23 protein-coding genes are annotated in these 22891 nt (G+C 59.9%); 3 read left to right on the top strand and 20 right to left on the bottom strand.

The features are described 5' to 3' along the window. Positions 1-149 precede the first annotated feature (149 nt). The 12 genes from ACID345_RS24185 to ACID345_RS24130 all read right to left on the bottom strand — a co-directional run bounded on the left by ACID345_RS24185 (position 150) and on the right by ACID345_RS24130 (position 10013). The gene (locus ACID345_RS24185) at positions 150-749 is read right to left on the bottom strand and encodes a DUF6580 family putative transport protein (RefSeq protein ID WP_011525449.1); all 600 of its coding nucleotides are present in this window, start codon (positions 747-749) and stop codon (positions 150-152) included. A gap of 34 nt (positions 750-783) precedes the next feature. Further along, positions 784-1830 (bottom strand): metal-dependent hydrolase, encoded by a 1047-nt coding sequence (locus ACID345_RS24180; RefSeq protein WP_011525448.1) that lies wholly within the window; start codon positions 1828-1830, stop codon positions 784-786. Positions 1831-1833: 3 nt separating this feature from the next. Next, entirely contained in the window at positions 1834-2769 is a 936-nt protein-coding gene (locus ACID345_RS24175; RefSeq protein WP_011525447.1) for a diacylglycerol/lipid kinase family protein, read from the bottom strand. A gap of 70 nt (positions 2770-2839) precedes the next feature. Beyond that, the gene (locus tag ACID345_RS24170) at positions 2840-3322 is read right to left on the bottom strand and encodes a MogA/MoaB family molybdenum cofactor biosynthesis protein (protein ID WP_011525446.1); all 483 of its coding nucleotides are present in this window, start codon (positions 3320-3322) and stop codon (positions 2840-2842) included. A gap of 116 nt (positions 3323-3438) precedes the next feature. Beyond that, positions 3439-4200, bottom strand: coding sequence for a response regulator (locus tag ACID345_RS24165; protein WP_011525445.1), 762 nt, complete (start codon positions 4198-4200; stop codon positions 3439-3441). A 27-nt stretch (positions 4201-4227) separates the two neighbouring features. Continuing rightward, positions 4228-4716, bottom strand: a complete 489-nt coding sequence (gene moaC / locus ACID345_RS24160) for a cyclic pyranopterin monophosphate synthase MoaC (RefSeq protein WP_011525444.1) — start codon at positions 4714-4716, stop codon at positions 4228-4230. Positions 4717-4719: 3 nt separating this feature from the next. After that, complete coding sequence (glp, locus tag ACID345_RS24155) at positions 4720-5946, bottom strand: molybdopterin molybdotransferase MoeA (protein WP_011525443.1); 1227 nt, start codon at positions 5944-5946, stop codon at positions 4720-4722. A gap of 80 nt (positions 5947-6026) precedes the next feature. Continuing rightward, positions 6027-7076, bottom strand: coding sequence for a tetratricopeptide repeat protein (locus ACID345_RS24150; RefSeq protein ID WP_011525442.1), 1050 nt, complete (start codon positions 7074-7076; stop codon positions 6027-6029). A gap of 39 nt (positions 7077-7115) precedes the next feature. After that, the gene (queC, locus tag ACID345_RS24145) at positions 7116-7889 is read right to left on the bottom strand and encodes a 7-cyano-7-deazaguanine synthase QueC (protein WP_011525441.1); all 774 of its coding nucleotides are present in this window, start codon (positions 7887-7889) and stop codon (positions 7116-7118) included. Between the two features lie 113 nt (positions 7890-8002). Then, entirely contained in the window at positions 8003-8683 is a 681-nt protein-coding gene (locus ACID345_RS24140) for a radical SAM protein (RefSeq protein ID WP_011525440.1), read from the bottom strand. Between the two features lie 15 nt (positions 8684-8698). Further along, complete coding sequence (gene queD / locus ACID345_RS24135; protein ID WP_011525439.1) at positions 8699-9076, bottom strand: 6-carboxytetrahydropterin synthase QueD; 378 nt, start codon at positions 9074-9076, stop codon at positions 8699-8701. Positions 9077-9197: 121 nt separating this feature from the next. Beyond that, positions 9198-10013, bottom strand: coding sequence for a hypothetical protein (locus ACID345_RS24130; protein WP_011525438.1), 816 nt, complete (start codon positions 10011-10013; stop codon positions 9198-9200). Positions 10014-10139: 126 nt separating this feature from the next. Between ACID345_RS24130 and ACID345_RS24125 the strand changes: the two genes are divergently transcribed. Beyond that, positions 10140-10499 (top strand): DUF309 domain-containing protein, encoded by a 360-nt coding sequence (locus ACID345_RS24125; RefSeq protein WP_011525437.1) that lies wholly within the window; start codon positions 10140-10142, stop codon positions 10497-10499. Here the strand turns inward: ACID345_RS24125 and ACID345_RS24120 are convergent. From ACID345_RS24120 to ACID345_RS24110, 3 genes are all read right to left on the bottom strand, one after another. Continuing rightward, positions 10489-12099, bottom strand: a complete 1611-nt coding sequence (locus ACID345_RS24120; RefSeq protein ID WP_011525436.1) for a hypothetical protein — start codon at positions 12097-12099, stop codon at positions 10489-10491. The genes ACID345_RS24125 and ACID345_RS24120 overlap by 11 nt on opposite strands. Next, positions 12099-13217 carry a c-type cytochrome gene (locus ACID345_RS24115; protein WP_148210248.1) on the bottom strand — a complete coding sequence of 373 codons (1119 nt, stop codon included), beginning with the start codon at positions 13215-13217 and terminating at the stop codon, positions 12099-12101. Before ACID345_RS24115 ends, ACID345_RS24120 begins: the two co-directional genes overlap by 1 nt. A gap of 61 nt (positions 13218-13278) precedes the next feature. Further along, complete coding sequence (locus ACID345_RS24110) at positions 13279-14199, bottom strand: LysR substrate-binding domain-containing protein (protein ID WP_011525434.1); 921 nt, start codon at positions 14197-14199, stop codon at positions 13279-13281. A 107-nt stretch (positions 14200-14306) separates the two neighbouring features. Here ACID345_RS24110 and ACID345_RS24105 point away from each other — a divergent pair, with 107 nt between their 5' ends. Then, positions 14307-14807, top strand: a complete 501-nt coding sequence (locus ACID345_RS24105) for a GNAT family N-acetyltransferase (RefSeq protein ID WP_011525433.1) — start codon at positions 14307-14309, stop codon at positions 14805-14807. Between the two features lie 63 nt (positions 14808-14870). Here ACID345_RS24105 and ACID345_RS26115 read toward each other — a convergent pair whose 3' ends face one another. Next, on the bottom strand, positions 14871-15368 hold the full coding sequence (locus ACID345_RS26115; protein WP_011525432.1) for a DUF4126 family protein: 498 nt from the start codon (positions 15366-15368) through the stop codon (positions 14871-14873). 34 nt (positions 15369-15402) lie between these two features. After that, positions 15403-17427 (bottom strand): ATP-dependent DNA helicase, encoded by a 2025-nt coding sequence (locus ACID345_RS24095; RefSeq protein ID WP_011525431.1) that lies wholly within the window; start codon positions 17425-17427, stop codon positions 15403-15405. A gap of 157 nt (positions 17428-17584) precedes the next feature. On the opposite strand from ACID345_RS24095, the gene der reads away from it, so the two are divergent. Next, entirely contained in the window at positions 17585-19120 is a 1536-nt protein-coding gene (gene der / locus ACID345_RS24090) for a ribosome biogenesis GTPase Der (protein ID WP_011525430.1), read from the top strand. Between the two features lie 72 nt (positions 19121-19192). On the opposite strand, the gene ACID345_RS24085 is transcribed toward der, so the two are convergent. From ACID345_RS24085 to ACID345_RS24075, 3 genes are all read right to left on the bottom strand, one after another. After that, positions 19193-20233 carry a DUF7544 domain-containing protein gene (locus ACID345_RS24085; RefSeq protein ID WP_041856051.1) on the bottom strand — a complete coding sequence of 347 codons (1041 nt, stop codon included), beginning with the start codon at positions 20231-20233 and terminating at the stop codon, positions 19193-19195. 127 nt (positions 20234-20360) lie between these two features. After that, entirely contained in the window at positions 20361-21620 is a 1260-nt protein-coding gene (locus ACID345_RS24080) for an ABC transporter permease (protein WP_011525428.1), read from the bottom strand. Positions 21621-21622: 2 nt separating this feature from the next. Beyond that, positions 21623-22882 (bottom strand): ABC transporter permease, encoded by a 1260-nt coding sequence (locus ACID345_RS24075; protein WP_011525427.1) that lies wholly within the window; start codon positions 22880-22882, stop codon positions 21623-21625. Positions 22883-22891 lie beyond the last annotated feature (9 nt).

The following is a 22891-nucleotide window of genomic DNA, read 5'->3' as shown; positions in this document are numbered from 1 at the left end:
CCTCTTCTGTACGACATTCACCACGGAGACTCAGAGGCACAGAGGTTTAAGGTTTTCTTCTCAAGCCCTCTGCGCCTCTGTGGTGTATGGGATATTTCGGACAAAGGAAAAGGCCGGATTTCTCCGGCCTTCTGTTCCAGCGAAGAGATTTACGCTGCGACTTTGTTCTCGTGTCCGCGCAGGGATTCCAGCATCATCGGCACACTGAAGAACACCGCCGTGAAGAGCAGGTCGGCCACCGGCTGATTGCGGTAGAACGGGATCGCCTTCACGAAGCAGTCGGTCAAACCGGTGAAGTTGTGCGGGTACATGGAGTAGGTCGCCCACACCGCCAGGTTACTCAGGATGAAGAACGATACCGATGAGCTCAAGCTCGCCACTACCAGCCGTGACGGGTTCGTATTCTCGCGCAGCATGGCCGAGCCCAGCCACGCGCAGGCGATGTAGAAAGCCCAGCTCACTAGCAGGTCGGCGGTGAAGCCGTAGCCGTACACGAACTTCGAGAGCAGGAGATCGGTCACAGCCAGCGCGGCGACGGGGGCCCAGATGTACTTGCGCGGCATCTTGGCGCCGAAAAACAGCAGGGAAGCCACGAGCGGCGTAAATGCCCACCAATGCCCAGGATTCATCGCGACAAGGAAACGGGACCCAATTGCGAGCAGCACAAACAGAATTGCCAACATGTTCACCTCGAAGTCGTAACTTGCATTGTTGAACGCCGGCGATTTCGCGTCAAGTAAATCGGTCAAATCTCTTTTCCTATCGTGAAACTCAGTCCCGTTCCTACTCACAATCCCGAAATCCACCACCGGGCATCGGCTGCAACTGCGGGTCAAGAAATACGCAGGCCCCGAGCCCTACTCTCTTTTGTCCTGGGCGGGCAAAACGCAGATCGGTGAAGCGCACGATGCTTCCTTGCTGCGGCGCTTGCAACGCCTCGGTCTGAACGAAGGGGAACATTGCCCAGTCGAGATAGACGCGGCCGAGATAAGTCTTCTTCGCCGCCAGGGTGACGTCGGTTTCCGGAGGCTTGTAGTAGAGGGTGGCGCGGTTTTCGGGATCCACTTCGGGCGTCAGCGAATCAACCTTCATGGTCTGGAAGAAATCGCGCGTCTCGACGGTGCCTGTCCACTGGAAGGGGTTCATCCACACCGGGCTGGCGTTGAGTTTGATGGCCTGTTGTTCGTGGTAATCCACGGCCTCCATGGCGGAGATCGCGCGATTATGCTCGAACTCGGCAACGCTCCAGTACGACACCATTGCCAGCAACGCGAAGATTGCCCAGCCACGTCCGCGTGGAGCTTTCTGCCGCGCGCCGACTTCAGACGAGATCAAACCGAAGAGCGAGGGCATGACCAAACCGATTGTCAGGGCCGCGAGCAGAATTGGTTCAATGATGAAGATAATGCTGAGCGAATACCACTTCGGATTGAACGGCGCGAATGGGCGCACACCATAGTTGTTGGTGTAGTCGAGCAGGATGTGGCTGAGTGCGCCGAGACACGCATAGAGATACAGCACTCCCCAGCGGATGGGCGGGCGCGGGAACCGCGACTTCAACGTCTGTCCGTTGCGCAATTTCAGGAACGCCCAGCGGATGCTCCACACTAGTGCGAGCACGAATGCTGCAACGAACGGAACGCCAAGGAACGTGTGGGTGAAGCCGCGATGGTGCGCGAAGTAGACGGTTCGGCTCTTCAGAAGCCACGCGAAATCGAGGTCGGCTGCTTCGGCGGCGAGCGTCAGCGTCACGGTGGCCAGCGCCGTCTTGCGGTTCAGTCCGGCACGGCCGAGGCAAGCCCCGGTTAGAAAGTGGGTGACTGGTTCCACGCGCTATCCTTTCGCCTCCATCAGCAAATTAAGCATATTCGGCACAACCTCAATCGTTACTGGAGGGCCGCCAATGTATTCGCCGTCCGCTTCCACGTGTAGCCGCTGCGCCGGATTGCTTACCGTACACCGAATCTCTTTTGCATAGATCAGTTCCACTCCGGGCGTGTGCCAGTGTCTCCCCAGGATCCTGCTGAAGGTGTAATGCAGAAAGCGAGGACGGCTGCCGGTTTGGAAGAGCACCAGTTGCGCGTCATCACGTTGCAGGTTCGCACCCCAGGCCCAGCGCCGCATCAGCCCACCAAAATTTGTGATGCGCACCGCATCGGCTTCGACCGCCGTGCACTTTATCCACTGGCCGTCGTCGCTGCGGTATTCGACGTTGAAGCTATCGAAACGATGCAGCAACGCCAGGCGCGCCATCTGCGCATAATACGCGAGCATTCCGTGCGCGCCCTTCAGACCCGCGTGAACGTCGTACATCAGCTTCGCGGAGCCGCCTACGCCAGCCACCGCAACGAACCATCGCGATTCCGGTCCCCGGATCCCGCGATAGGTCACCTTGCCTAGCGCAATGCGTCGCGACTGAAAGGCCAGCAATTGTTTGGCTGCCTCGTGTGGCTGGTGCGAAATCGCGAGGTCGTGAGCCAGCACGTTTCCGGTACCCATTGGAATCACGCCGAGGGTCAGGTCCGATCCCGCCAAGCCTTGCAAGGCATCATGGATGGTGCCGTCACCACCTGCGATCAAGACAGTATCTGCGCCTTGTGCCTTGGCCTCGTGGACTTGCGCAGCTGCGGTGCCAGGGCCGCGCGTGGGCTCCACGTGCACTTGTTTTCCGGCGGCGCGCAGGACGTCGGCCGCAATCTTCACGTCGTGCGCGCGTTGCGCACTGCGGCGTCCTGAAGCCGGGTTGTAGAAGAGCGCGACCTTCTGCATCCGTTCCACCATAAATCAGTGCTGTGAATTGTCCGGTCTAACTGAGGTGAGTATCTTGATGCGTCGAGCGCTAGTGCTCCGTGTTCCCCGCCAGCAACTCGATGGCGTGCTGCAGTAGTGGCATCACTGCCGACAACGATTCCACGGCACCGCTCGGGCTCCCCGGAAGATTCAGGATCAGCGTGGATCCGCGGATCCCGCATACCGCCCGGCTCAACGGAGACATCGGAGTCTTCTTCAAGCCTTCGCTGCGCATCACCTCGGCGACACCTGGGATGATTTTGTCGCAGATTGCCATCGTGGCCTCCGGCGTGAGGTCGCGCTTCGCGACGCCCGTGCCGCCGGTCGTCACCGCGAGGCTCACGTGATCTCGGTCTGCACAAAGGCGCAGCGCCGAGCTGATCTGCTTCTGGTCATCGGGGAGAACCTGGGTGCTCTTAATCGTGAATCCCGCATCGCGCAACATCTGCGCCACCGCGGGGCCGGAGAGGTCTTCGCGCTCCCGGCGGAATGAGCGGTCGCTTACGGTGATCACCGACGCCGTCTTATTCATTCAGGGATTTTCTCATGGGCGCACCGCTCACGCGCGCCTGTCGTCCTGAGCGAAGCCGCGCGAAGCACGGCGGAGTCGAAGGACCTCTATAGAAAGCAAGAAATTGAAGGAGGAAACTACCGCGTAGCGAACGGATCCACGGCGGTTTCGCCGTCGCGGTTGCTCTCGTCGAGCATCCGCAGGCCTTCCATCAGCAGGCCCTGGGTCGAGCGCGTGGTGGATTGTTCGCTGCTCTGGCCGCTGAAATCAATGCGGAATGATCCACCGGTCCACTGCAGCGCCTTGTATACGGCCTCGTCGCCCTTTAGATCGTCGTACACCGCGTGGTGGATCTGACCTTCGACGAAGAAGAGATCGCAGCGATCGCCATTATTGGTCAGCGTGAGCGCGCAGTTCTTACGACCGAGCTCCAGTGATTGCAGCAGGTCGATGACGTTCATCTGCGCCAGGCTGCCGTTCAGGGTGGAGTCGCCGGAGGCGGCTTCGCGTGCCATCTTTTCCAGCGCGACCTTGTCAATCAAGTGTTTGAGGTGGGAGCCGGCTTCCTTGATATAGAACGGCTTCTCGAGGAAATCCTCAACCGTCTCGCGGACACCCTTGAGTTTGTCGCCGATATCGGCACGGCTCGCCATCAGGATCACGGGCAGCCGCGAGGTATTAGCGCGCGATTTCAGCTTCTCGAGCAGCACTTTGCCGTCGAGGCCCGGCATCTGGTAGTCGGCGATGATCAGATCCGGCGGGTCGTCGATCGAGCGCAGCAGAGCATCGGTACCGTCGCTGGCGACGTTGACCACGCAATGCGGTTCCAATGCCTGCTTCAGCATCGCAATGATCATCGGATTGTCGTCCACCAGCAGTACGCGGACATCAGATGCCATGACAGGAACCGGAACTTCGGCTTAGGGTTATTTGCTTCCGGGAGACCGGCGGCGATAATCGCCACTCTTGCCACCCGACTTCGAGTCCAGCACCACCTGCCGGATCTCAATGCTCTTATCCAGAGCTTTGCACATATCGTAAACCGTTAATGCCGCGACGGATACGGCTACAAGGGCTTCCATCTCCACCCCCGTAACCGACTCGGTGGTTACTTTTGAGCTAACAGCGACGCCATTCTCGCATAGCTCTACCTTGACATCAACGTGCCAGATTGGCAGGGGGTGACACAGAGGTATCAGCTCGGAAGTCCGCTTGGCAGCCATAATTCCTGCCAGCCGGGCGGTCTCAAACACGTCGCCCTTGGGATTATTCGGTAATGCTTCGATTACCGCTCGCGACATCACCACCTGCGCACTTGCTTCCGCGGTACGCACCGTCGGTTTTTTCGCCGCGACGTTGACCATGGAAGCGCGGCCTTTTTTGTCGTAATGCGAGAGGGTTTTCTTCTTTGCCACCGTTTAGTCCTTTAGCAACACCGAAACCATGCTGTCTTTCGCGAGCACCGCCGCGTCTGGCGGTACTACAAGATAACAATTCGCCTTTACTACCGCGGCCAAATCGCCGGACCCATGCCACGGCACCACGCTCACCCGCGTTTCCGCCGCAGAACTCGCCAGGACTGCCGGCAGAAAGCGCGTTAAACCCGGCGCGACCTTGAAATCTTCCGCGATCTTCGCGTGCGCAAACCGCAGCGGCGCGTCCTTCGCACCGCCCAGCGCGGCCAGCACAGGCGCGACGAACAAATCGAACGTGACCATGGTCGAAATCGGATTGCCCGGCAGGCCGAAGAACGGCAAGTCACCGTATTCGCGCGGCAGCGTGCCGAAAACAATCGGTTTCCCCGGCTGGATCTTCGCGCCCGTCATGCGGAACTGCGCGCCCTCCGACGCCAGTACCTGCTCGACGAGGTCATACTTCCCCATCGACACGCCGCCAGAAAGAATGAGCAAATCCGCCGATTTTGCCGAGCTCACCGCGCTACGAATGGCGTCCTCGTGGTCGCGGACAATCGGCAGAACCATGGGATCGCCACCCGCACGCCGCACCTGCGCCGCGATGGAATAGCCGTTGGAGTTACGGATCTGCGCCGGTAACGGATTCTCGCCGACTTCGACTAGTTCGTCGCCGGTCGCTAAAATCGCGGCGACGGGACGGCGAAACACCGCGAGCGACGCTTTTCCCACCGACGCCGCAATCGCGATGGCCGCCGGATTTAATCGCTCGCGCGCCTCCAGCAGAAGGTCTCCGGCGCGTGCCTCGGCGCCGCGCGGCACAAAGTTCTCGCCCGCGCGCATGGCGCGATCTAACACCACAAATTCACCGTCGCGGCGCGTGTATTCCACCATGACGACCCCGTCGGCGCCGTCCGGCAAGGGCGCTCCGGTCATGATCTCCGCGGCTTCGCCTGCATTCAGCGCGATTTCGCGCGCGTGACCCGCGGCAATCTCGCCAATCACGCGCAATTTCGACGGCAAGGTCGCGGTATCTGCGGCACGCACCGCAAACCCGTCGCGCGTGGCGCGGTGAAACGGCGGAAAATCGCGGTCTGCGCGGAGTTCTTCCGCGAGTACGCGTCCATCCGCGTCAAGAAGCGCGACGTGCTCCTTCTCCGGCTCGCGGACCAGCGCGGCGAAGCCCTCGACCAGCGCGCGCGCCTCGTCAAAGCTCAAAGATTCGTTGCCCATTGCGCCCACGATTCTACTCGCACCGTATTACGAGCAAAGGAAACGGCGGCCCGCAGGCCGCCGCTCCCGGAATCCACGATCTACTTGCTCTTCTTGCCCTTTTCGGCCTTGTAGCCGGTGACGACTGTGCCGCCAAGAGCCGCGATCATATCTTTCGCGTTCTGAGCGTTCGGTCCGTCAGGGGACAGTTCGAGGTACTTGTTGAAGGCCTCGACGGTGCCCGGCGCCGCAACATACTTCCCGTCCTTCTGCGTCGCCTTGCCCATCAGGTTCACGCCCTTCTGGTAATAGGCGTCTGCCTTGGTGGGATCGGCAGCGATCGCTTTATCGAAGGCCGCGTTGGCGTCGTCGGTCTTTCCAGCATTGGTCAAGACGGCGCCTTCATTGAAGTAGAACGAGCCGGCATGGGCTGGATCGAGCTTGGCAGCCGCATCGTACTCGGCGATGGCCTTGTCCGACTGTCCTGTCTTGGCAAGTGCCTGCGCATAGTTGTTATGCACGGGCGCTTTGCTGGGATCGAGCGCGATCGCCTTTTCGTAGGCTTTCACCGCGTCAGGGTATCTTTTCGCGCCGAGATACGCATCGGCGAGAACGGCCCAGATGATGTCATGGGTTGCGTCTTGCGCGGTCGCCTTCTCCATGATCTGGATCGCCGCGTCAAAGTTCTTGGCCTGCATATCGGCTTGGGCTTCCTTCAACATGGTGTTGAGGTTGCCGATCTTCTCATTCTCTTTCTTGTTCTCTTCCGCCTTCTTCACCGCTTCCGCATTGGCCGGATTGGCGGTTGCCTGTGCGGCGCGTTCCTTCTCCAAGTCGATGTTCAACTCGGGATTGCCGTCGCCGCCGCCGACCGGATACTTCGCAGTGTTCCAGATGGTTTTGCCGTCGGCGGTGATGGTGATCTTGTAGCTACCGATGGCGACGCCGATGCTGAAGAAGTTGCCGGCCTTGTCGGTCTTCAGGGTCATCTTGCGGCCGTTGTCAAGATTCTCGAACAAGACCTGCGCGCCCACGATCGGCGTGCCCTTGTCTTTGACATAGCCTTTCACGGTACCGGTTTGCGCCATCGCAGCCGGGACCATCCCCAGCACGAGCGCGACGAAGAATAGGATTAGTGCTTGCTTTCTCATGTCCGCCTCCCAGCGAGACTCACTACTTTAGAAAATTCGCTAGTCGTGGCCTGCGAGACGGGGCGCATAAGGAACCGGATCGACAGCGCCCGCACCTTCAAACGCGCGAAGCCTCAGGACACAGCTGTCACAGACGCCGCACGCGCAATCCTCGCGGCTATAGCATGACCACGTTAAATCGAAGGGCGCGCCCAATTCAAGGCCAAGGCTCACAATCTCGTGCTTCCGCAGCGCGATAAGCGGGGTCACGACCTCGATATCACCAGCTTTGGTGCCGCGCCGAACCGCTAAGTTGTAAGCCTCGTAAAACTCAGGCCGGCAATCAGGATAACCGCTGCTGTCCTGCGCTACCGCCCCTATATATATTTTGGATGCTCCCAATACCTCTGCCCAGCTTACCGCCATCGCTAAAAGATGCGCGTTCCGGAACGGGACGTAAGTGACCGGAATTTCATGGCCTATCAGCTCCCCAGCGTCCGGGACCGCAATGTTGGCGTCGGTTAACGCCGACCCTCCAATCGCCCGGAAAAACGGTGTTTCCACCGCCAGCCGTGTCTGGATCCCAAGTCTCTCCGCCACCGCCGCAAATGCCTGCTTTTCCCGCGCCGCCGTCCTTTGTCCGTAACTGACGTGCAGCGCTCCAATGTTCTCCGCGCCGTACTCGCGCACCGCCAGCGTGGCGCAGACGGTCGAATCCATTCCGCCGCTCAGGACGACCACCGCCTTGCCGGTGTCGCCACGCTGGACCTTCACGGCCTCAGCTGAGGGTTCCACGGTGGTCGCGTTTTTCAGGTCGTCTGCTGGTGTTAACACGCTGTCATCCTCAACGTTGTTCGGTTCGTATCCCACAATGTGGGTACTCTGTCATCCTGAGCGGAGCCGCGAAGCGGCGGAGTCGAAGGACCCCTGTCGCTACCAAAATTTCGCTAGACGCCCTTCGTCTCTGGCGTCCAAATAAACTTATGCGTCTGCAGCCCCAGCCTAACGTCCAACTGGTCTTCCAAAACCCAATTCGCCAAATCCTGCGGATCAACCAGGCAGTGCGATGCATCCCGCGTCCCGCGTGCATCCTTGCGAAACGCCGGTGAAAAAATAACCGAGCTAACTTTGTTTTCCAGCCCATGCTGGCGCGTGAACTCCCGCGCAAACTCGTAATCCGCGCGATCGGAGATCACGAACTTGATCTCGTCGTGGGGGGTGAGCGCGTCGAGGTTCTCGATTCGAAACGAGCCACCCTCGCCGGATGCCGGGCACTTCACGTCCACGATCTTCACGACATCTTGCGGAACGTTCGCCAGCGGACGTTCGCCGCTGGTCTCGATCAGGACTTTATATCCCGAGGCGACTAACCGCTCCATGAACGGCACCAGTTCGCGCTCCTGCAACAGGGGTTCGCCGCCGGTGATCTCCACCAGCCCGCCCGGTGCAAGCTTCTGCACCTCAGCGAAGATCTCGTCCTCCGACATCTTGCGGCCACCCTTGAACGTGTATTCGCTATCGCACCAGGCGCAGCGCAAATTGCACGCGGTTAGGCGCACGAAGATGCACGGGATCCCCGTGTATGAGGACTCTCCCTGGAGCGAGCGATAGATTTCGGTGATCTGCATTGAAAATGCGCGCCGCTACTCGTAATACGTCGCGGTCGTCGTGTCGGTCTCCCAGATGGTCACGTCTTTTACGCGCACGCGCCCGCTGGTCTGCCCGGCGAGGAACTTGTTGCACTCGTCGTAGAAATACCTGGCGATGTTCTCGGCCGACGGGTTGACCTCGTTGAACGGTGGGATATCGTTCATCATCTGGTGGTCGAGATAATCCACCACCGGTTTCATCACGACCTTCAGGTCCTTGAAGTCGAGGAGGAGCCCGGCATGGTCAAGCTCGCGGCCTTGCAGCGTGACCCGCACCTTATAGTTATGGCCGTGCGGATTCTCGCACTTGCCCTTGTAATTGCGCAGGTAGTGCCCCGCCGCAAACGTATCTTCCACGGTAACTTCGTACATAGATCCTTGCCGCGACGCCCTAACGAGACACTCCGGGCATCGTGGGAATATCTATTTTAGCGCGTAGATCGGGCATTCTGCTGAGAGAGCAGCTTGGTTTGAAGTTGTTCGGATCGGTGCCTTACGGCAACGTGCAGTCCCCCACAAATCCGCTGATGGTCGTGAGCGACGATTCGTAGTAGCCCGTGATGTTTCCGAACCCGTTCATTCCTTGAATGCTGCCCGAGTTGTACGGCCCCGGGTACGTGACGCTGTAGAACTTGCCGTTCTTGTAAAGGGCCGCCGAACTCGCAATTTCGCCGGTGGCATTGATATCGACAACGTCCCCATCGGTCTCATTCGGCACAACCCAATCCTGGAATTTGCCGTTGGCATAGATAAATCCGTGGACGTAGACCACACCGTTCTTGGTCACCGGGTAGTCTCCGCCGATTACACCGGTATCGCTGATGACGATCGAGTTCGCGCCATCGGGCAGCGGGAGCTTAGTGAAGGTGGTGCCGCGCAGAACGAAGGTCACCTGGAATGCATTCGTCCCCTGGTGATAGGCCTGCCCAACGATCGTCCCATAGCGATTGATGCCGGTGAAGTTGGTGTCGTCCGCGCCTGGGTATCCGAGCAACGTCAGCTTGCCATCGGGAGTGAGGATCGCGCCTTTGTGGGACCGAGCTCCGACGGTCACGCCAAACGCATTGCGCTTCGTCATTCTGGCCGCCGTAGTCAAAACCTGAAGGCGCCCATCGGTAAACCGGATCCATTCCTTACCCTGCACCGAATCGAAGCCAATGGCATTCCCCCAGCGGTTAATCCCGGTAGGAAGGGTGATCCCGCTGGTTCCGAAATCGAAAGTTTTGAAGGTGCAGCTCGCAGGCGTCATCTGCGCCAGCGCTGTCAGGCAACTCATAACAACGAAAAACAGGACTCGACCCAATCGCATAGACCACTCCTGTACTGCTGGATGGCCTAGATGAAGCGCGTATTGAGCAGGTTGTCACGTTGGAGAATGTTGACAAACAGCCTTCACCTCTCCGTGCCTCCGTGTCTCCGTGGTAGGTTTGCTCAGATGATCGACTGGTCCACCCCCGAGATGAGCGCCGGACTCGCATGCTTCCGCCGAGAGCAGTTCTTCGAAGCCCACGAACACTGGGAAGCCGTATGGCTCAAGTCGGAAGAGCCGGAGAAAACGTTCCTCCAAGCTCTCATCCAGGTCGCCGGTTCGCTCTTCCACTTCCGCCGAGACAATCTTGGCGGTGCGCGCTCGATGGCCAAGAAAGCCCTGGGACGATTGGAGAAGTATCCCGAGACGTACGGTGGTGTCGCCGTCGAAGCGCTACGCGCGAACTTGCGCGCGTACCTCGTGACGCTCGATACGGAATTCCGTGAGATCCGCACGCTGCCGCAGATCGAGCTCGTTAGCGAGTAGCTTCTGCGCCTGCCAACTTCAGCGCAGAAACATTCGACATCGCGTTGTAAATATTCACGAACCTCTTTGGCTCGTCTGCCTGCAGGTATGGTTCAAGATTGTGCGCCCAGCGGAAACCGATTGGCTGATACCAGAGCTCAGCCTGCACATGGAACGGCCCCGCGGCGTTTCCGAGTGGCACCGAGTAGCGCACCAGCGCGCCGCCGGCGGCGAAATTCGGATCGTCCGTGGCATTGCCGTATGTCGCAATGTCCTTCGAAGTCGTCGCTTTGTCGAATCCCTGCGGTAGCAGGCGGCTGTCCTTGAGATAACGCACGCCCTTGAGCAGACCAGTGGTTACCTGCCCGCGCTCGTCGCCGAGAATGTCTTCGAAGATCTGCACCTGGTCGGCGCTCGTGATCTCCCGATAGTAGGGCTCGTACTTTGTAGGATCGGCATCGTTGTCATTGCCGGCGATCGATCCATCCGAGTTCAGCTTGCCCGACTCAAAGACGGTGTGGCCGTCGCGGTCGGTCACTTTCACCCACAGCCACGCTCGCCGCGAGGGATACGCCGTTGGCAACTTGTGCCCGGTCTTGTTTTCGACCTCGACATCCACCCGCATCGTGCTGCCATTTACATCGAGGTTCTTGACCGCGACCTTCGCCGCCTGCGTTTGCAGGAACTGGATCGTACGTTCGGAATCCGCTTGGAGCTCCTGCGGCAGCGCCCGGGTGTCGAGCTCGTTGCGGTACTTATCGAGTGCGCGCGGCAGCAGGAAATTCCCGCCCGTAAAGGTGTGCTGATGCATGCCCTCGCGCATCACCGGCAAAACTGCAGTGATTCCCACCGCGCCCTTCACTTCGGGCATGTGGCAGCTCTGGCACGTGGCTTCGTTCACATACGAACTGTGCTGCCATTCGAGAAACGGAACCTGCTCCGGCAGAGTACCAATCGCTTTGCCGCCCTCGCCGCGTGCCGTGGTGTAGAGCGTGTGACACGTCGCGCACAGTGCCGAATCGCGGATATGCGATGCTGCCATCGGCGTGAACCCGCCGGTAGAGGACTGCATGATTCGCTGATGTCCAGGATCGACAGCGAAAGGCCCGAACTCAGGGCGCACGTCTTTCTGGCTCGGCGCGTCGACTTTGAATTGTCCGGTAAAACTCTCCTTCGTACCGAGTCGTTCCGACGAAATCTGGTGGCACACCGCGCACGAAACGCCATCGCGCGACTCCTTCGTTCCATTCTGCGCAAGCGGGAAGAACTTGAAGGGCTCTGCCTTTTTGCCCTGCATCGCCGCTTCGTAGCGGACGATGGGCATGTGGCAGATCGAGCATTCGTCCTGCACCTCGGCGCTCACCGCTGGGTGATCGATCGTCTCGCGACGGACGCTCGCTTGCCAGTACGGATCGCGCGACGAATTGCCCATCACGCTCGCACGCCAACTCAGGCCGATCGAAATATCTTTGCCCTGCGTGTCGGTCAATCCGTTGTGGCAGGCCATGCAGCGGTCCGACGTTTGGAACGCGGGCTTCAGCTCTTCATGTTTCCCGCCACGGAGCAGCAGCGGCAATGAGAGCAATGCAATCATCGTGAGCAGTGTCGCGGAGAGTTTCATTACCAGCCCTCCGTCAGCTTGCCGTCGGCCCAGTCCCACAGCAGGTAGAACTCAATCTGGATCGGGCGATGCGCTGTATCGGTCACCGGCACGCGCACGCCAATGTCCCCGCGCACATGCTGGCGTTTGCTCAGCGTGACCTGCATTTGCGGCAGCAGGTCCCAGTCGGTCTTCGCACTGTTCACCAGATCGCGGTTCGCGAGAAACTCCACCATCGGCGACCACGCGCGGCCGAAGCCGTGATCTCCCGCGAATGTCTGCCCGAAGGTCGCATAGCCATACACGTTCTGCGGGGCCTTCGTCGTGTCCACCGGCAAGGCAGCGCCGCCTTGCAGTTGGAAGAATGTGTTCGTAGGGAAGAGCTGGTCGTACATGCCAAAGACACCGAATGAGGTCGTCCCCGCGCCCAGGCCGTGGTTGTAATTGCCGGTCGGCGCCGAGACTTCGCCCTGCACCGCGAAGATCGATCCCTTCGGTAGGCTTGAATACAGCACCCGCTTCCAGCCGATCGTCACATCCCCAATCCCGCCGTACCAATTCTGCTCCGGATGCGTGAACATCAGAGGTACGTCCACTTCCAACTGGTTCTTCATCCCAAAGCGCTGCTCGTGGATGATGTGGTTCTCCACGCCCGGCGCGTTGCGCGCATTCACCGCCGCGGTGATGACCTCTTCATCTTCGGGATAGGCTTTTTCCGTCTGCACCGCTCGCGGCAAGTTCAGCTCGCCGCGCGGCCAATGCGAGTTCGTGCAGAAACTCCGGAGATAGTGCACGAGTTCGTTGATCTCTTTCGGCGTCAGCGCCTTCCCGAACGACGGCATGATTTGCGAGAACCCACGGTACGGCCCGCCATAGGTAATCACCGCCGCGTAGGCAGAGTTCACTTCCGATGTGGTTTGGTCGCAACGCGAGAAATCTGGAAAAGTATTCGGCTGGTCGAAGCCGGCAATCGCCTTCGCCGTGCCCTTGCCGTCAGGCCCGTGACACGCCGCGCACGCCTTGGTATAAATCTGCCCGCCCTCGCTCAACTGCGGCTCGGAGCCGCTGGCCTTCGCGAGCAGCAGAAACCCGCACAGCACAGTCATGCATAGGGAAAAGAGACACGCTCGTTGCTTCATCTCGCTCAGCACACAATGAAGCTTATTGGACTGCGCAGTTCTCACGTGAGTTGCAACAAGCTTATGACGGAATCTTCATTTTTCGTCCGTGCGCAAATCCATCGCGGACAATTTCCGCGAACGCGCGCACAATCTCGCGTCCCTCGCCCTCGCGGAACGCCAACTCAATGTCGCTGCGCACGGCGGCACCCCGTAATGGAATGCACACGACATCCGGCGCCGCGATGCGCTCCACGCAGGCAGGCGCAATCGACACCCCCAGGCCCGCGCCCACCAGTCGCAGGATCGTCAACCATTGTGGTGCTTCCTGTACCACCTTTGGCCGAAAGCCGTGCGCCTCGCAAATGCTTACCGGTTTCTCATATGCCAGTTTGCTCGAGTACGGCGGATAAAACACAAACGGCTCATCCTTCAACGCTCGCGGCGAGAGGGCACGCTGTTTCGCCAGCGGATGCTTGCCGGGCAGCACCGCCACGAATGGCTCCGAGTACAACCGTTCCACCGTCAGGCCATGCGTCGGCCCGCCATCGCGAAGAATGCCCGCATCCAACGTCGCTTTCAGCAGCCCCTCCACCACGCCCGAGGTGTAAGACTCCTGCAACTGCAAATTCACCTTCGGATACGCACGGCGATATCGCCCGAAGATCGCCGGCAGCACCGTCAGCATGGACGATCCGATAAATCCCACGCGCAGGTAGCCCACTTCGCCGCGGCCAATGCTGCGGACTTCCTCCATGTCTTCGCGCACATGACGCAAGGTGCGCTGCGCGCGCTCCAGAAATACTTCGCCCGCGCTGGTCAGCTTCACCGCCCGCGACGTTCGCGTAAACAGCGCGTACCCGAGGATCTCTTCCAGCTTCTTGATCTGTTGCGACAGTGGAGGCTGGGCCAGGTGCAGCCGCGCGGCCGCGCGCCCAAAATGCAGTTCTTCCGCTACTGCCACGAAGTAGCGCAAGTGCCGGAGTTCGATTTCGTTATCCATACCTCTAACATCTTAATCGCGATAAACAAGATATTGGACGTATGACTCGATCCGTCCGAAAATCTTTTTCATTGATTCGTTTGTGGGGGTTATTCGTGAGATCAGATATGCTCTACGTACTTTCGCAGCAAGTGCCGTCCGCCATGCCGCCTGAAGTTTGCGTCCGATACTTTCAGCGCCACGATGCCGAAGCTTTCCGCCAGCTCAACGAGCACTGGATCTCGAAGTTCTTCACCCTGGAAGAACCCGACCGCATTATGCTCGCCGATCCGCTGGGCAAAATCGTCAGTCCGGGTGGAGCGATCTTCGTAGCCTGCGCAGGAGCGGAAGTGATTGGCACGTGTGCCCTCACGCCGGAGCACGATGGCGGTTTCGAGCTCGTGAAGATGGCCGTCTCTGAAGACTGGCAAGGCCGCGGCATCGGCCGCAAACTCCTCTTGTTCGCCATCCAGGAAGCCAAGGAACTTGGCATCAAACGCCTGCGCCTCGAGACCAGTCACAAGCTGGGGAGCGCAATTCACCTCTATGAATCCGTAGGCTTCAAGCACGTTCCGGCGCACCCATCGCCATTCGTCCGCGCCGATGTCTTCATGGAAATAGAACTCTAGTCCCCCGGTCATCCTGAGCGGAGTCGTGCGAAGCGCGACGCGCAGTCGAAGGACCCCTGTCGATTACGAAGCTCTCAAGGGTCTGCGCTGCCGATCGCGCCGGAAACTAGCGACTGCGATACCAGCTGCCGCAAACGTTATGGCAATCGCATCTTCTGCCAAGGCAACAGGAAGGTCCATCGCACCATCCTGCGTGATTCGCCTTCGCATGTGAAATCCTGCGAACGCCGCGCCTGCAGCCCCGATCACTCCCGCAACCATCGCGGCCGCCCGCGACTCCGGCTCTGCCACCAGCGCACCGCAGAGCGCGCCAAACAACATCCGTCCCGCCAGCGGACCGGTTTCGGTGCGTGCGGGAACGAAGGGCAATTTGTCGCCTAAGTATTCGGCGCCCGCGGCAATCGCGAGGCCTTCGGCGACCTTCTCTGAACCGAGCCATGCGAACGGAACTTCGACAAGCTGTCGGCGCGCTGCCTGCGACAACGCGGCCAAGCCGGTTATGGAGCGAAGTCCCGTCGCGATACCTAAGAATGCAGCGCCAACGATGGATGAAGTTCGCATCCTGGATAAGATGCGCAAAGGCGGACCGCCAGCACTAATCCGCTTCGGGCCCTGCGAAAAACTCCTCGACCTTACGAATGTCGGTCGTACGCCAGTATTTTGGCAGGCTCTCCACAAACACACGTCCGTATTGCTTCTTCAGAATTCGATTATCGAGTAGACACACCACGCCGCGATCGTGCAGGGAGCGGATCAGCCTGCCGAAGCCCTGCTTCAACGCGATGACCGCGCTCGGCACCTGGTAGTCGAAGAACGCATTGCCGCCATCGGCATCAATGGCGCGGATCCGCGCGGCAACCACGGGATCGTTCGGCACCGCGAACGGCAGCCGGTCGATGATGACGCAGCTCAGCTGTTCGCCCTGCACATCCACGCCCTGCCAGAAAGAACTGGTCGCGAACAGCACCGCACCGGGCGTAGTGCGGAACTCTTCGAGCAGTGCTGATTTCGGTGCATCGCCCTGCTTCAGCATCGGATAATCGAGTTCCCCGAGCAGCCGGTCGTAGACGTCGTTCATCTGCGCGTAGCTGGTGAACAGGCAGAAGGCGCGCCCACGCGTGATCTCCAGCAGTTGGCGGATGCGATCGGCCGCCTTGCGCGAAAACAATTGCTCGCGCGGATCAGGCATATCTGGCGGCACGTAGAACACCGCTTGCGTCTCGTAGTCGAAATGCGAGGGCACGACGAGTTCGCGTGCATCCTGTAGCCCTAATCGTCCGCGGGCGTATTGAAAGCCGCCGCCGACGGCGATCGTCGCCGAGGTCAACACCGCGGTGTTCAAATTTGCAAACAAGGTGCGCTGCAGGATTGCCGACACATCAATCGGCGTCGCCTGCAAAAACACGTTGTGTCCCTGCCTTCCAGCGCGGCGCGACTCGCCTCGACGCTCCACCCAATACACAGTGTTCTTGTCATTCGATTCCAGCAGGAAACTCAGCTGTACTCGCAGTTCTTCGGTGCGTCGAGCCAGGTTGAACAACTCATCCGGTTTCTCTTTTAACGCCTGAATTTCACTGTAGAGATGCCCCAGCGCATTCTGCAGCGCGAGAAACTCTTCCCCGTTCTCTTCCAGAAATTCCTTACGGTTCTCGAACGCGAATCGCCCTTCGCCCTGTGGAACCAGCGAGAAGAACAACTGCGAGCGTTCGCGGGCTCGCTGCGAAGCCTGCAACAGCGTCGGAGACGCGATATGAAATTCCTTGATTGCGAATTCAACATCGCGCACCAGGTCGTCCACGCGCACGTTCGACGCGCTCACCCCGAAGTAGCTGCCCGCGACGTCTTCGAGTTCGTGCGCCTCGTCGAAGATTACTGCCGCGGCTTCCGGCAGAATGCCGACATCCGGCGCGCCATCCGCCGCCTGCTTAATCGCGAGATCGGCGAAGTACAGATGGTGATTGACGATGATGATGTCGCTCTCCATTGCCGTACGACGCATCTCGGTGATGAAGCAGCGCTCGAAATCTTTGCACTTCGAGCCGACACACGCGTCCGCGCGCGCGTCGAGCTTTGGCCAGAGCAGGCTGGCCTCGGGAACGGCGGTCAACTCCGCGCGGTCGCCGGTCGTGGTCACGGCCTCCCACTCGCGGATCTGCCGGAACTGGTCAATCTCTTCCAGGCCGTTGAGCACCGGCCGGTCGCTTAGGTCATACAGCTTCTTGCGGCACAGATAATTGTTGCGCCCCTTCATGTAACAGACCTTCAACTTCTGGTCTGACTCCGCGCCGAAAATCGCGCGCTCGAGGAAGGGAACATCTTTATAGAAGAGCTGCTCCTGGAGATTTTTCGTGCCCGTCGAAATGATCACGCGCAGTCCCGAGCGAATCACTGGCACGAGATACGCCAACGTCTTGCCGGTTCCTGTCCCGGCCTCAACGATCAGGTGCCGCTTCTCGGTGAGCGCCTGTTCCACGGCTTGCGCCATCTGCAACTGCCCGCGCCGGAACTCATATGCCGGATGCGATTTCGCCAGCACACCGCCCGGTCCGAAGAACTGCGACAGGGTGAGCGAACGGATGTCGCGAGCCGGACTTGCCGCGGATTGTGAGCTACTGGCCACGAGAAAGGTGAGAAGTTCTTATAATAGCTGGAGTGGCTTCTGCCGCTCGCCTCATTAACACCTTAGCCCTCTGTCATGGCGACCGGAGAGTCCGCATAGCAATGCGGATTCGCAGGGAAGCTACCTTTTTGTTTTCTGTTTCAAGAAGAAGGCCCACTTGGCACGTAAGAAGAAAGAAACCGTAACCCTCCCGCTGGTCGGCATGATCGCCATCGTGGGCCGCCCCAACGTCGGCAAGTCCACGCTCTTTAACCGGCTCGTGGGTCAGCGGCGCGCCATCGTCGGCGACGAACCCGGCATCACGCGCGACCGCCTCTACGGCTACTCCGAGTGGGCCGGCAAGCGTCTGCGCGTGGTCGACACCGGTGGCATCGTCCCCGACGACGAAGCCCTCATCCCCGCGGAAATCTTTCGCCAGGCCAAGGTCGCGCTCGAAGAAGCCGACGTCATCGTGATGGTGGTTGACGCTCGCACCGAGCTTGCATCGCCCGACATCGATCTCGCGCGCCTGCTGCAACGCACTGGCAAGCCGCTCATCCTCGCGGTCAACAAAATCGACGACCCGAAACTTGAGTCCTATGTGGAAGACTTCCGCCGCCTCGGCATCCGCACCATGGTTCCCATCTCCGCCGAACATTCGACGGGTGTTGCGGAATTGTTGGAAGAGATTCTCGAGCGCATCCCCGAAAAAGCTGCGGGCGACAAAACTGTGGAGGACAAAAACGCGGGCGCCCGACCCGCGCTGAGGAACGCCAAGACGGCAGCCGAACCCGCCGACACCTTCGACGATCAGCCCTCGGTCGATCTCGATTCTGAAATTGACGACGCACCGCACGAAGGCGCCGAGCAACCAGACTCCGAACTAACGCCGGAAATCAAAATCGCGATCATCGGCCGCCCCAATGTTGGCAAATCCACCATGCTCAATCGTCTCACCGGCACCGCGCGCGCCATCGTCTCGCCCATCGCCGGCACCACCCGCGACGCCGTGGATGAAGTCGTCGAGCGCGACGGCCAGATCTTCCGTTTCATTGATACCGCAGGCATCCGCCGCAAAGGCAAAACGCGTTTGATGGCGGAAAAGCTCAGCGTGGTCATGGCGCGTAAGCACCTCGAAGCCGCCGACCTCGCGCTCGTCCTCATCGACGCTACCGAAGGCGTCACCGCCATCGACGCGACCATCGCCGGCTACGCCCACGAGGCCGGCCGCAGCGTTATCGTCGTCATCAACAAGTGGGATTTGGTCACCATCAACCGCGCCGACGGCAAGCCCGCCGCGAAGGTGGACATTTTCGAAGAGCAGGTGCGCCGCCACCTCAAGTTCCTCAACTACGCGCCCATCGTTTTCGCGAGTGCGGAGACGGGCTATGGTTCCGGGAAGATCTACGAGGCCATCGAGCTGGTTGCGCGCGAACGTCGCAAACGTATCGCAACCGGCGAGATGAACCGCTTCCTCAAACACGTGGATTTCGAGCGCGCCGGCGTACCGTATTCGCAGCGCGTCCGCATCCTCTACATGACGCAGGCTGCCGTCTCACCGCCCACGTTCATCCTCTTTACCGACCGCGCCACGCCGCTACATTTTTCGTACCGGCGCTTCCTCGAGAACCAGATTCGCGACGCGTTCCAATTCGTCGGCACTCCAATCTGGATTAAATCGCGCGCGAGAAACGCCAACAAGGACGAGGAGTAGTGCTTCTGTCATCCTGAGCGGAGTCGCGCGAAGCGCGACGGAGTCGAAGGACCCCTGTCATCACGACGCTTCCTATGCCGGTAGAGGCGGCGGTTCCGGCATCGGCTCCGGCACGATCGGCGCCGGCGGTGCAGGAGGGGGCGGCGGCGGTGGAAACACAATCCTCCCCAACCTCTCATACCTTCCCGCGAAGAAATAGATCGCATACGACGGGAAGAAGAACGAAACCGGCGCGCCGATAAGCGCACTGACGGCAATCATCAGGAACACCATGATCAGCAATCCGATGATCCCCGCCGTGATCAACATCGCCTTCACCACCATCGTGGCGCCTACGCCAATCGCCACGCCGGCAATTACCGCTAGCACTGCCGGGACGATCAGAATCAACATCACGAACACTCCGATAATCCCCTGAACAATCCCCGCGCCAATCCGCAGCACAATTTTCATCAGGAAATACACCACGTAATCCGACGCCTGTCCGCGCGCGATCTCGAAGAACTTTCGCCAGCCGTCCTGCCAGCCCACGTTCTCCAGCGCCATGATCGGCACCACGAAGTCCTTTGCCAGCACCATTACGATGCCGAGCACCACCGCGAGCAGTAGATAAAACAATCCAGCCACCACAAGGGTTGCGATTCCCAGCGCGTCGATATGCCAAACCCCAAGATGATGGCCGCTGTAGAGCAGCGCCGCTGGCAACCCAAGACACAAAATCAGCAGCATCCACGAGATGACGGTGAGAAGGATTTGCCATGCGAAATACCGCTGCCCGGCGTCACGCCATTTGCGCCATCCTTCGCCGAGACGCGTGTCGCCTTGCAGCACCGCGTCAAACAGCACGAAGCGCAGTCGCGAATTGATGTAAAGAATGATGAGGGTGAGCACGACCACAAAGATCGCAACCGCCAGCGCCAATTCCAGGATGTGCGTTGGCGTGAACCATGCCAGGTGACCGGGCATCTGGGTTCCCGCGTGCCTGCCCGAAGACTTGTCCGGAAAATTCGTTGGGAAGTTGCCTAAACCGCCCCCGCCACTGCTCATTTCAGCGGTGAAGAACCCAAGCACCGCCATCCGCAGCCAGAAGGCGAAGCGGAATCGCTTAAACATCTGTGTCGTGGTATGTCGAAATGCAGGTGAGATGGCTTCAGTCGCCGAAAGCACTGGCACAGTGCGGTTCCTCGCGGGATAGGCTCCCGCTCACCATACGACCGGCAGACCCGCCGGTCAAATCAATCTACTCGTAGCGGAGCGCCTCTACGGGATCAAGACGCGATGCTTTGAACGCCGGCACCAGTCCGCTGGCGATCCCGGTGACCACCAGCACCGCCGTTGAGAGAAGCACCGTGAATATGGAAATGTGCAGGTGGATGTCGCCCTTTCCGCTGTCGTCTTCGAACAACGGGCCGAGCAGTGGCAGCGTACCCACTGCCCACGACAGCAAGTAAGAGAGTCCGATTCCGATCACGCCGCCCATCAGCATCAGTAGCATCGTCTCTGCCAGGAACTGCAGTTTGATGTGCCACTTCTTCGCGCCCAGCGCGCGCCGTAGGCCGATCTCGCGGATGCGTTCATCCACCGAGACCAGCATGATGTTCATCACGCCCACGCCGCCGATTCCGAGCGTCAACATGCCGATGAACAGCAGCAGCACCTGCAACCCGATGGTCAGTCCGTCAATGATCGGACGAAATTCATCGCGCCCGAACATCTGGATCGCCTTTTCGTCACTTGGCGAAAAATGTTGGCGCTCGGCAATTGCCGCCAATACTTGCTTACTCGCGCGCTTCTCATATTGCGGCGCGATAGGCGCAAATACCAGCACACTTGCATACTTCGTGTCCCACAGATCGCCCGCTGCGGAGTGCGGAATGAATGCCGAGCGATCATCGGACGAAAAGTAGTTCGAGAGCTGCATCTTGCGGTCCATCACGCCGACCACGGTAAAGCGCTGCCCCATGATCAAGACGGTTTCGCCGACCGCGTCGCGCCCGCTGAATAACTGCGTCTTCAGGACATTTCCAAGGAACACCACATGCCGCCGCTCGACCTCGTCGGTGGCGTTGAGCCAGCGCCCTTCGCCCGCAACTTCGTTGCGCATCGTGCCATACTCCGGGCACACGCCGCGGATTGCCGTATTCGCCAGCCGGTCGCCATAGGTGAGTGAGTCATTGTGCACCGTCTCCGGGCAAATCGTCTTCACGAACCCGGCGTTGGCCTTCACCATTTCAATGTCGGCTTCTTCGAAGCGCACCTTTTGTCCGGCGCGCTGTCCGCCCGCCTGCGAGCTCGTCTGTCCCGGCCACGCAATCACCACGCTGCGGCCGAATGCATCGAACCCATCCACCAGCACTTTGCGGAACCCACTGCCGTAGGCGATCAGCAACGTCACACTGGTGATGCCCCACACAATGCCCAGCATCGTGAGCGAACTTCGGGTGCGGTTTCGCGCCAGCGCATGCCAGCTTTCGATGAACACTTCCTTCAGCATGTTCATCGTTAGCCTCCCGCCTCGTAACGCAGCGCCTCAATCGGATCGATGCGCGCTGCCTCGCTCGCCGGATACATCGCCGCCAACACCGCAATAACCCCGAGCAGGCCGGTCGCCAGCAGTCCCGATTGCCAAGTCGGCAGCAGTCCCGCGAAGAATGGCGGCATCGGCGCCAGGTTCACCAGCGCACAGAATCCAAACGCGGCGAGCAGGCCTCCACCGCCGCTCAGCGCCACAATGATGCACGTCTCCAGGAAGAACTGCATGAGGATGCTGCGCGCCGGCGCGCCCACAGCTTTACGCACGCCAATCTCTCGCGTGCGCTCGCGTACGGCCACGAGCATCACGTTCATTACGCCAATCGCACCCAGGAACAGCGTTGTGACGCCGACTGCACCGAGGAAGTACTTCATCCCGTCGGTCATCTTCTGAAATTCTTTTGCCTCCTCTACTGTGTCCCAAACCCCGGCGGCCTCTTTGTCACGCGGGTCGAAGGTGTAGATGCGACCGAGCGAGTTGCGGAACTCGCGCTTGCAGTCCATGTGCTCTTCCACGGAATTCGGCACAATCAGCAGCCGGTCCAGCGAGTGCGCATCGTCCGGTGGCTTGTTCGGAAAATCTTCGCGCGCCGCGGTGTAGGGCACAAAAACTTTGTTGACGTCGAAGCCGTCGTAGCTCGAGTCCTGGTCTTTCTTCTTCATCACGCCGATCACCAGGTAAGGATGATCCGCCAGCAGGATGGTCTCACCCAGCGCATTACGCCCAGGGAACAACTGCTTCGCAGCATCGCTGCCAAGGAACGCTACCCGCCGCGTCTGCCGCACGTCTTCCCAGTTATAAAACGAGCCCTGCGCCACATCGATGCTTCGCACTTCTGCGAACTCCGGATACGAACCGGAAATCAGCAGCGACGCATTGTTGTACTGGCTGCGGATGCGCACATTGTTGCCCAGCTCCGGTAGCACGTACTTGCAATTCGGCGAATCCTCTTTCACCTGCGGAATGTCGGTGTCTCTCCACTTAATGCGGCGCCCCGCGCGCTGCCCGCCCGCCTGCATGCTCGTGCGTCCGCCCGAAAACACGATCATGATGTCTTTGCCAAGATTCTCGGTCTGCTTCTTCTGGCCCACGCGCAGCCCTTCGCCCGCCGCCACCATGAGCACAATCGACACCACGCCCCACCCGATCCCAAACATAGTGAGAGCGGTCCGCAACTTGTGCGCCCAGAGTGTGCTGAAAACGTCGATGAAGAGATCGCGAAGATTCATAAGGCCCAG

The organism is Candidatus Koribacter versatilis Ellin345 (genome assembly GCF_000014005.1).
Classification (GTDB): Bacteria; Acidobacteriota; Terriglobia; order Terriglobales; family Acidobacteriaceae; genus Korobacter; species Korobacter versatilis_A.
This window is presented reverse-complemented; position numbering and strand designations above follow the sequence as displayed.

Excerpts from the sequence above, each read along its gene's own strand:
- ACID345_RS24140 (WP_011525440.1), bottom strand. The coding sequence starts at position 8,683 with ATGCAGATCACCGAAATCTATCGCTCGCTCCAGGGAGAGTCCTCATAC.
- ACID345_RS26115 (WP_011525432.1), bottom strand. The coding sequence starts at position 15,368 with ATGCGAACTTCATCCATCGTTGGCGCTGCATTCTTAGGTATCGCGACG.
- ACID345_RS24085 (WP_041856051.1), bottom strand. The coding sequence starts at position 20,233 with ATGTTTAAGCGATTCCGCTTCGCCTTCTGGCTGCGGATGGCGGTGCTT.
- ACID345_RS24170 (WP_011525446.1), bottom strand. The coding sequence starts at position 3,322 with ATGAATAAGACGGCGTCGGTGATCACCGTAAGCGACCGCTCATTCCGC.
- ACID345_RS24110 (WP_011525434.1), bottom strand. The coding sequence starts at position 14,199 with ATGGATAACGAAATCGAACTCCGGCACTTGCGCTACTTCGTGGCAGTA.
- ACID345_RS24120 (WP_011525436.1), bottom strand. The coding sequence starts at position 12,099 with ATGAAACTCTCCGCGACACTGCTCACGATGATTGCATTGCTCTCATTG.
- ACID345_RS24165 (WP_011525445.1), bottom strand. The coding sequence starts at position 4,200 with ATGGCATCTGATGTCCGCGTACTGCTGGTGGACGACAATCCGATGATC.
- ACID345_RS24080 (WP_011525428.1), bottom strand. The coding sequence starts at position 21,620 with ATGAACATGCTGAAGGAAGTGTTCATCGAAAGCTGGCATGCGCTGGCG.
- glp (WP_011525443.1), bottom strand. The coding sequence starts at position 5,946 with ATGGGCAACGAATCTTTGAGCTTTGACGAGGCGCGCGCGCTGGTCGAG.
- ACID345_RS24150 (WP_011525442.1), bottom strand. The coding sequence starts at position 7,076 with ATGAGAAAGCAAGCACTAATCCTATTCTTCGTCGCGCTCGTGCTGGGG.
- queD (WP_011525439.1), bottom strand. The coding sequence starts at position 9,076 with ATGTACGAAGTTACCGTGGAAGATACGTTTGCGGCGGGGCACTACCTG.
- ACID345_RS24105 (WP_011525433.1), top strand. The coding sequence starts at position 14,307 with ATGCTCTACGTACTTTCGCAGCAAGTGCCGTCCGCCATGCCGCCTGAA.
- ACID345_RS24075 (WP_011525427.1), bottom strand. The coding sequence starts at position 22,882 with ATGAATCTTCGCGATCTCTTCATCGACGTTTTCAGCACACTCTGGGCG.
- ACID345_RS24130 (WP_011525438.1), bottom strand. The coding sequence starts at position 10,013 with ATGCGATTGGGTCGAGTCCTGTTTTTCGTTGTTATGAGTTGCCTGACA.
- ACID345_RS24125 (WP_011525437.1), top strand. The coding sequence starts at position 10,140 with ATGATCGACTGGTCCACCCCCGAGATGAGCGCCGGACTCGCATGCTTC.
- ACID345_RS24175 (WP_011525447.1), bottom strand. The coding sequence starts at position 2,769 with ATGCAGAAGGTCGCGCTCTTCTACAACCCGGCTTCAGGACGCCGCAGT.
- ACID345_RS24115 (WP_148210248.1), bottom strand. The coding sequence starts at position 13,217 with ATGAAGCAACGAGCGTGTCTCTTTTCCCTATGCATGACTGTGCTGTGC.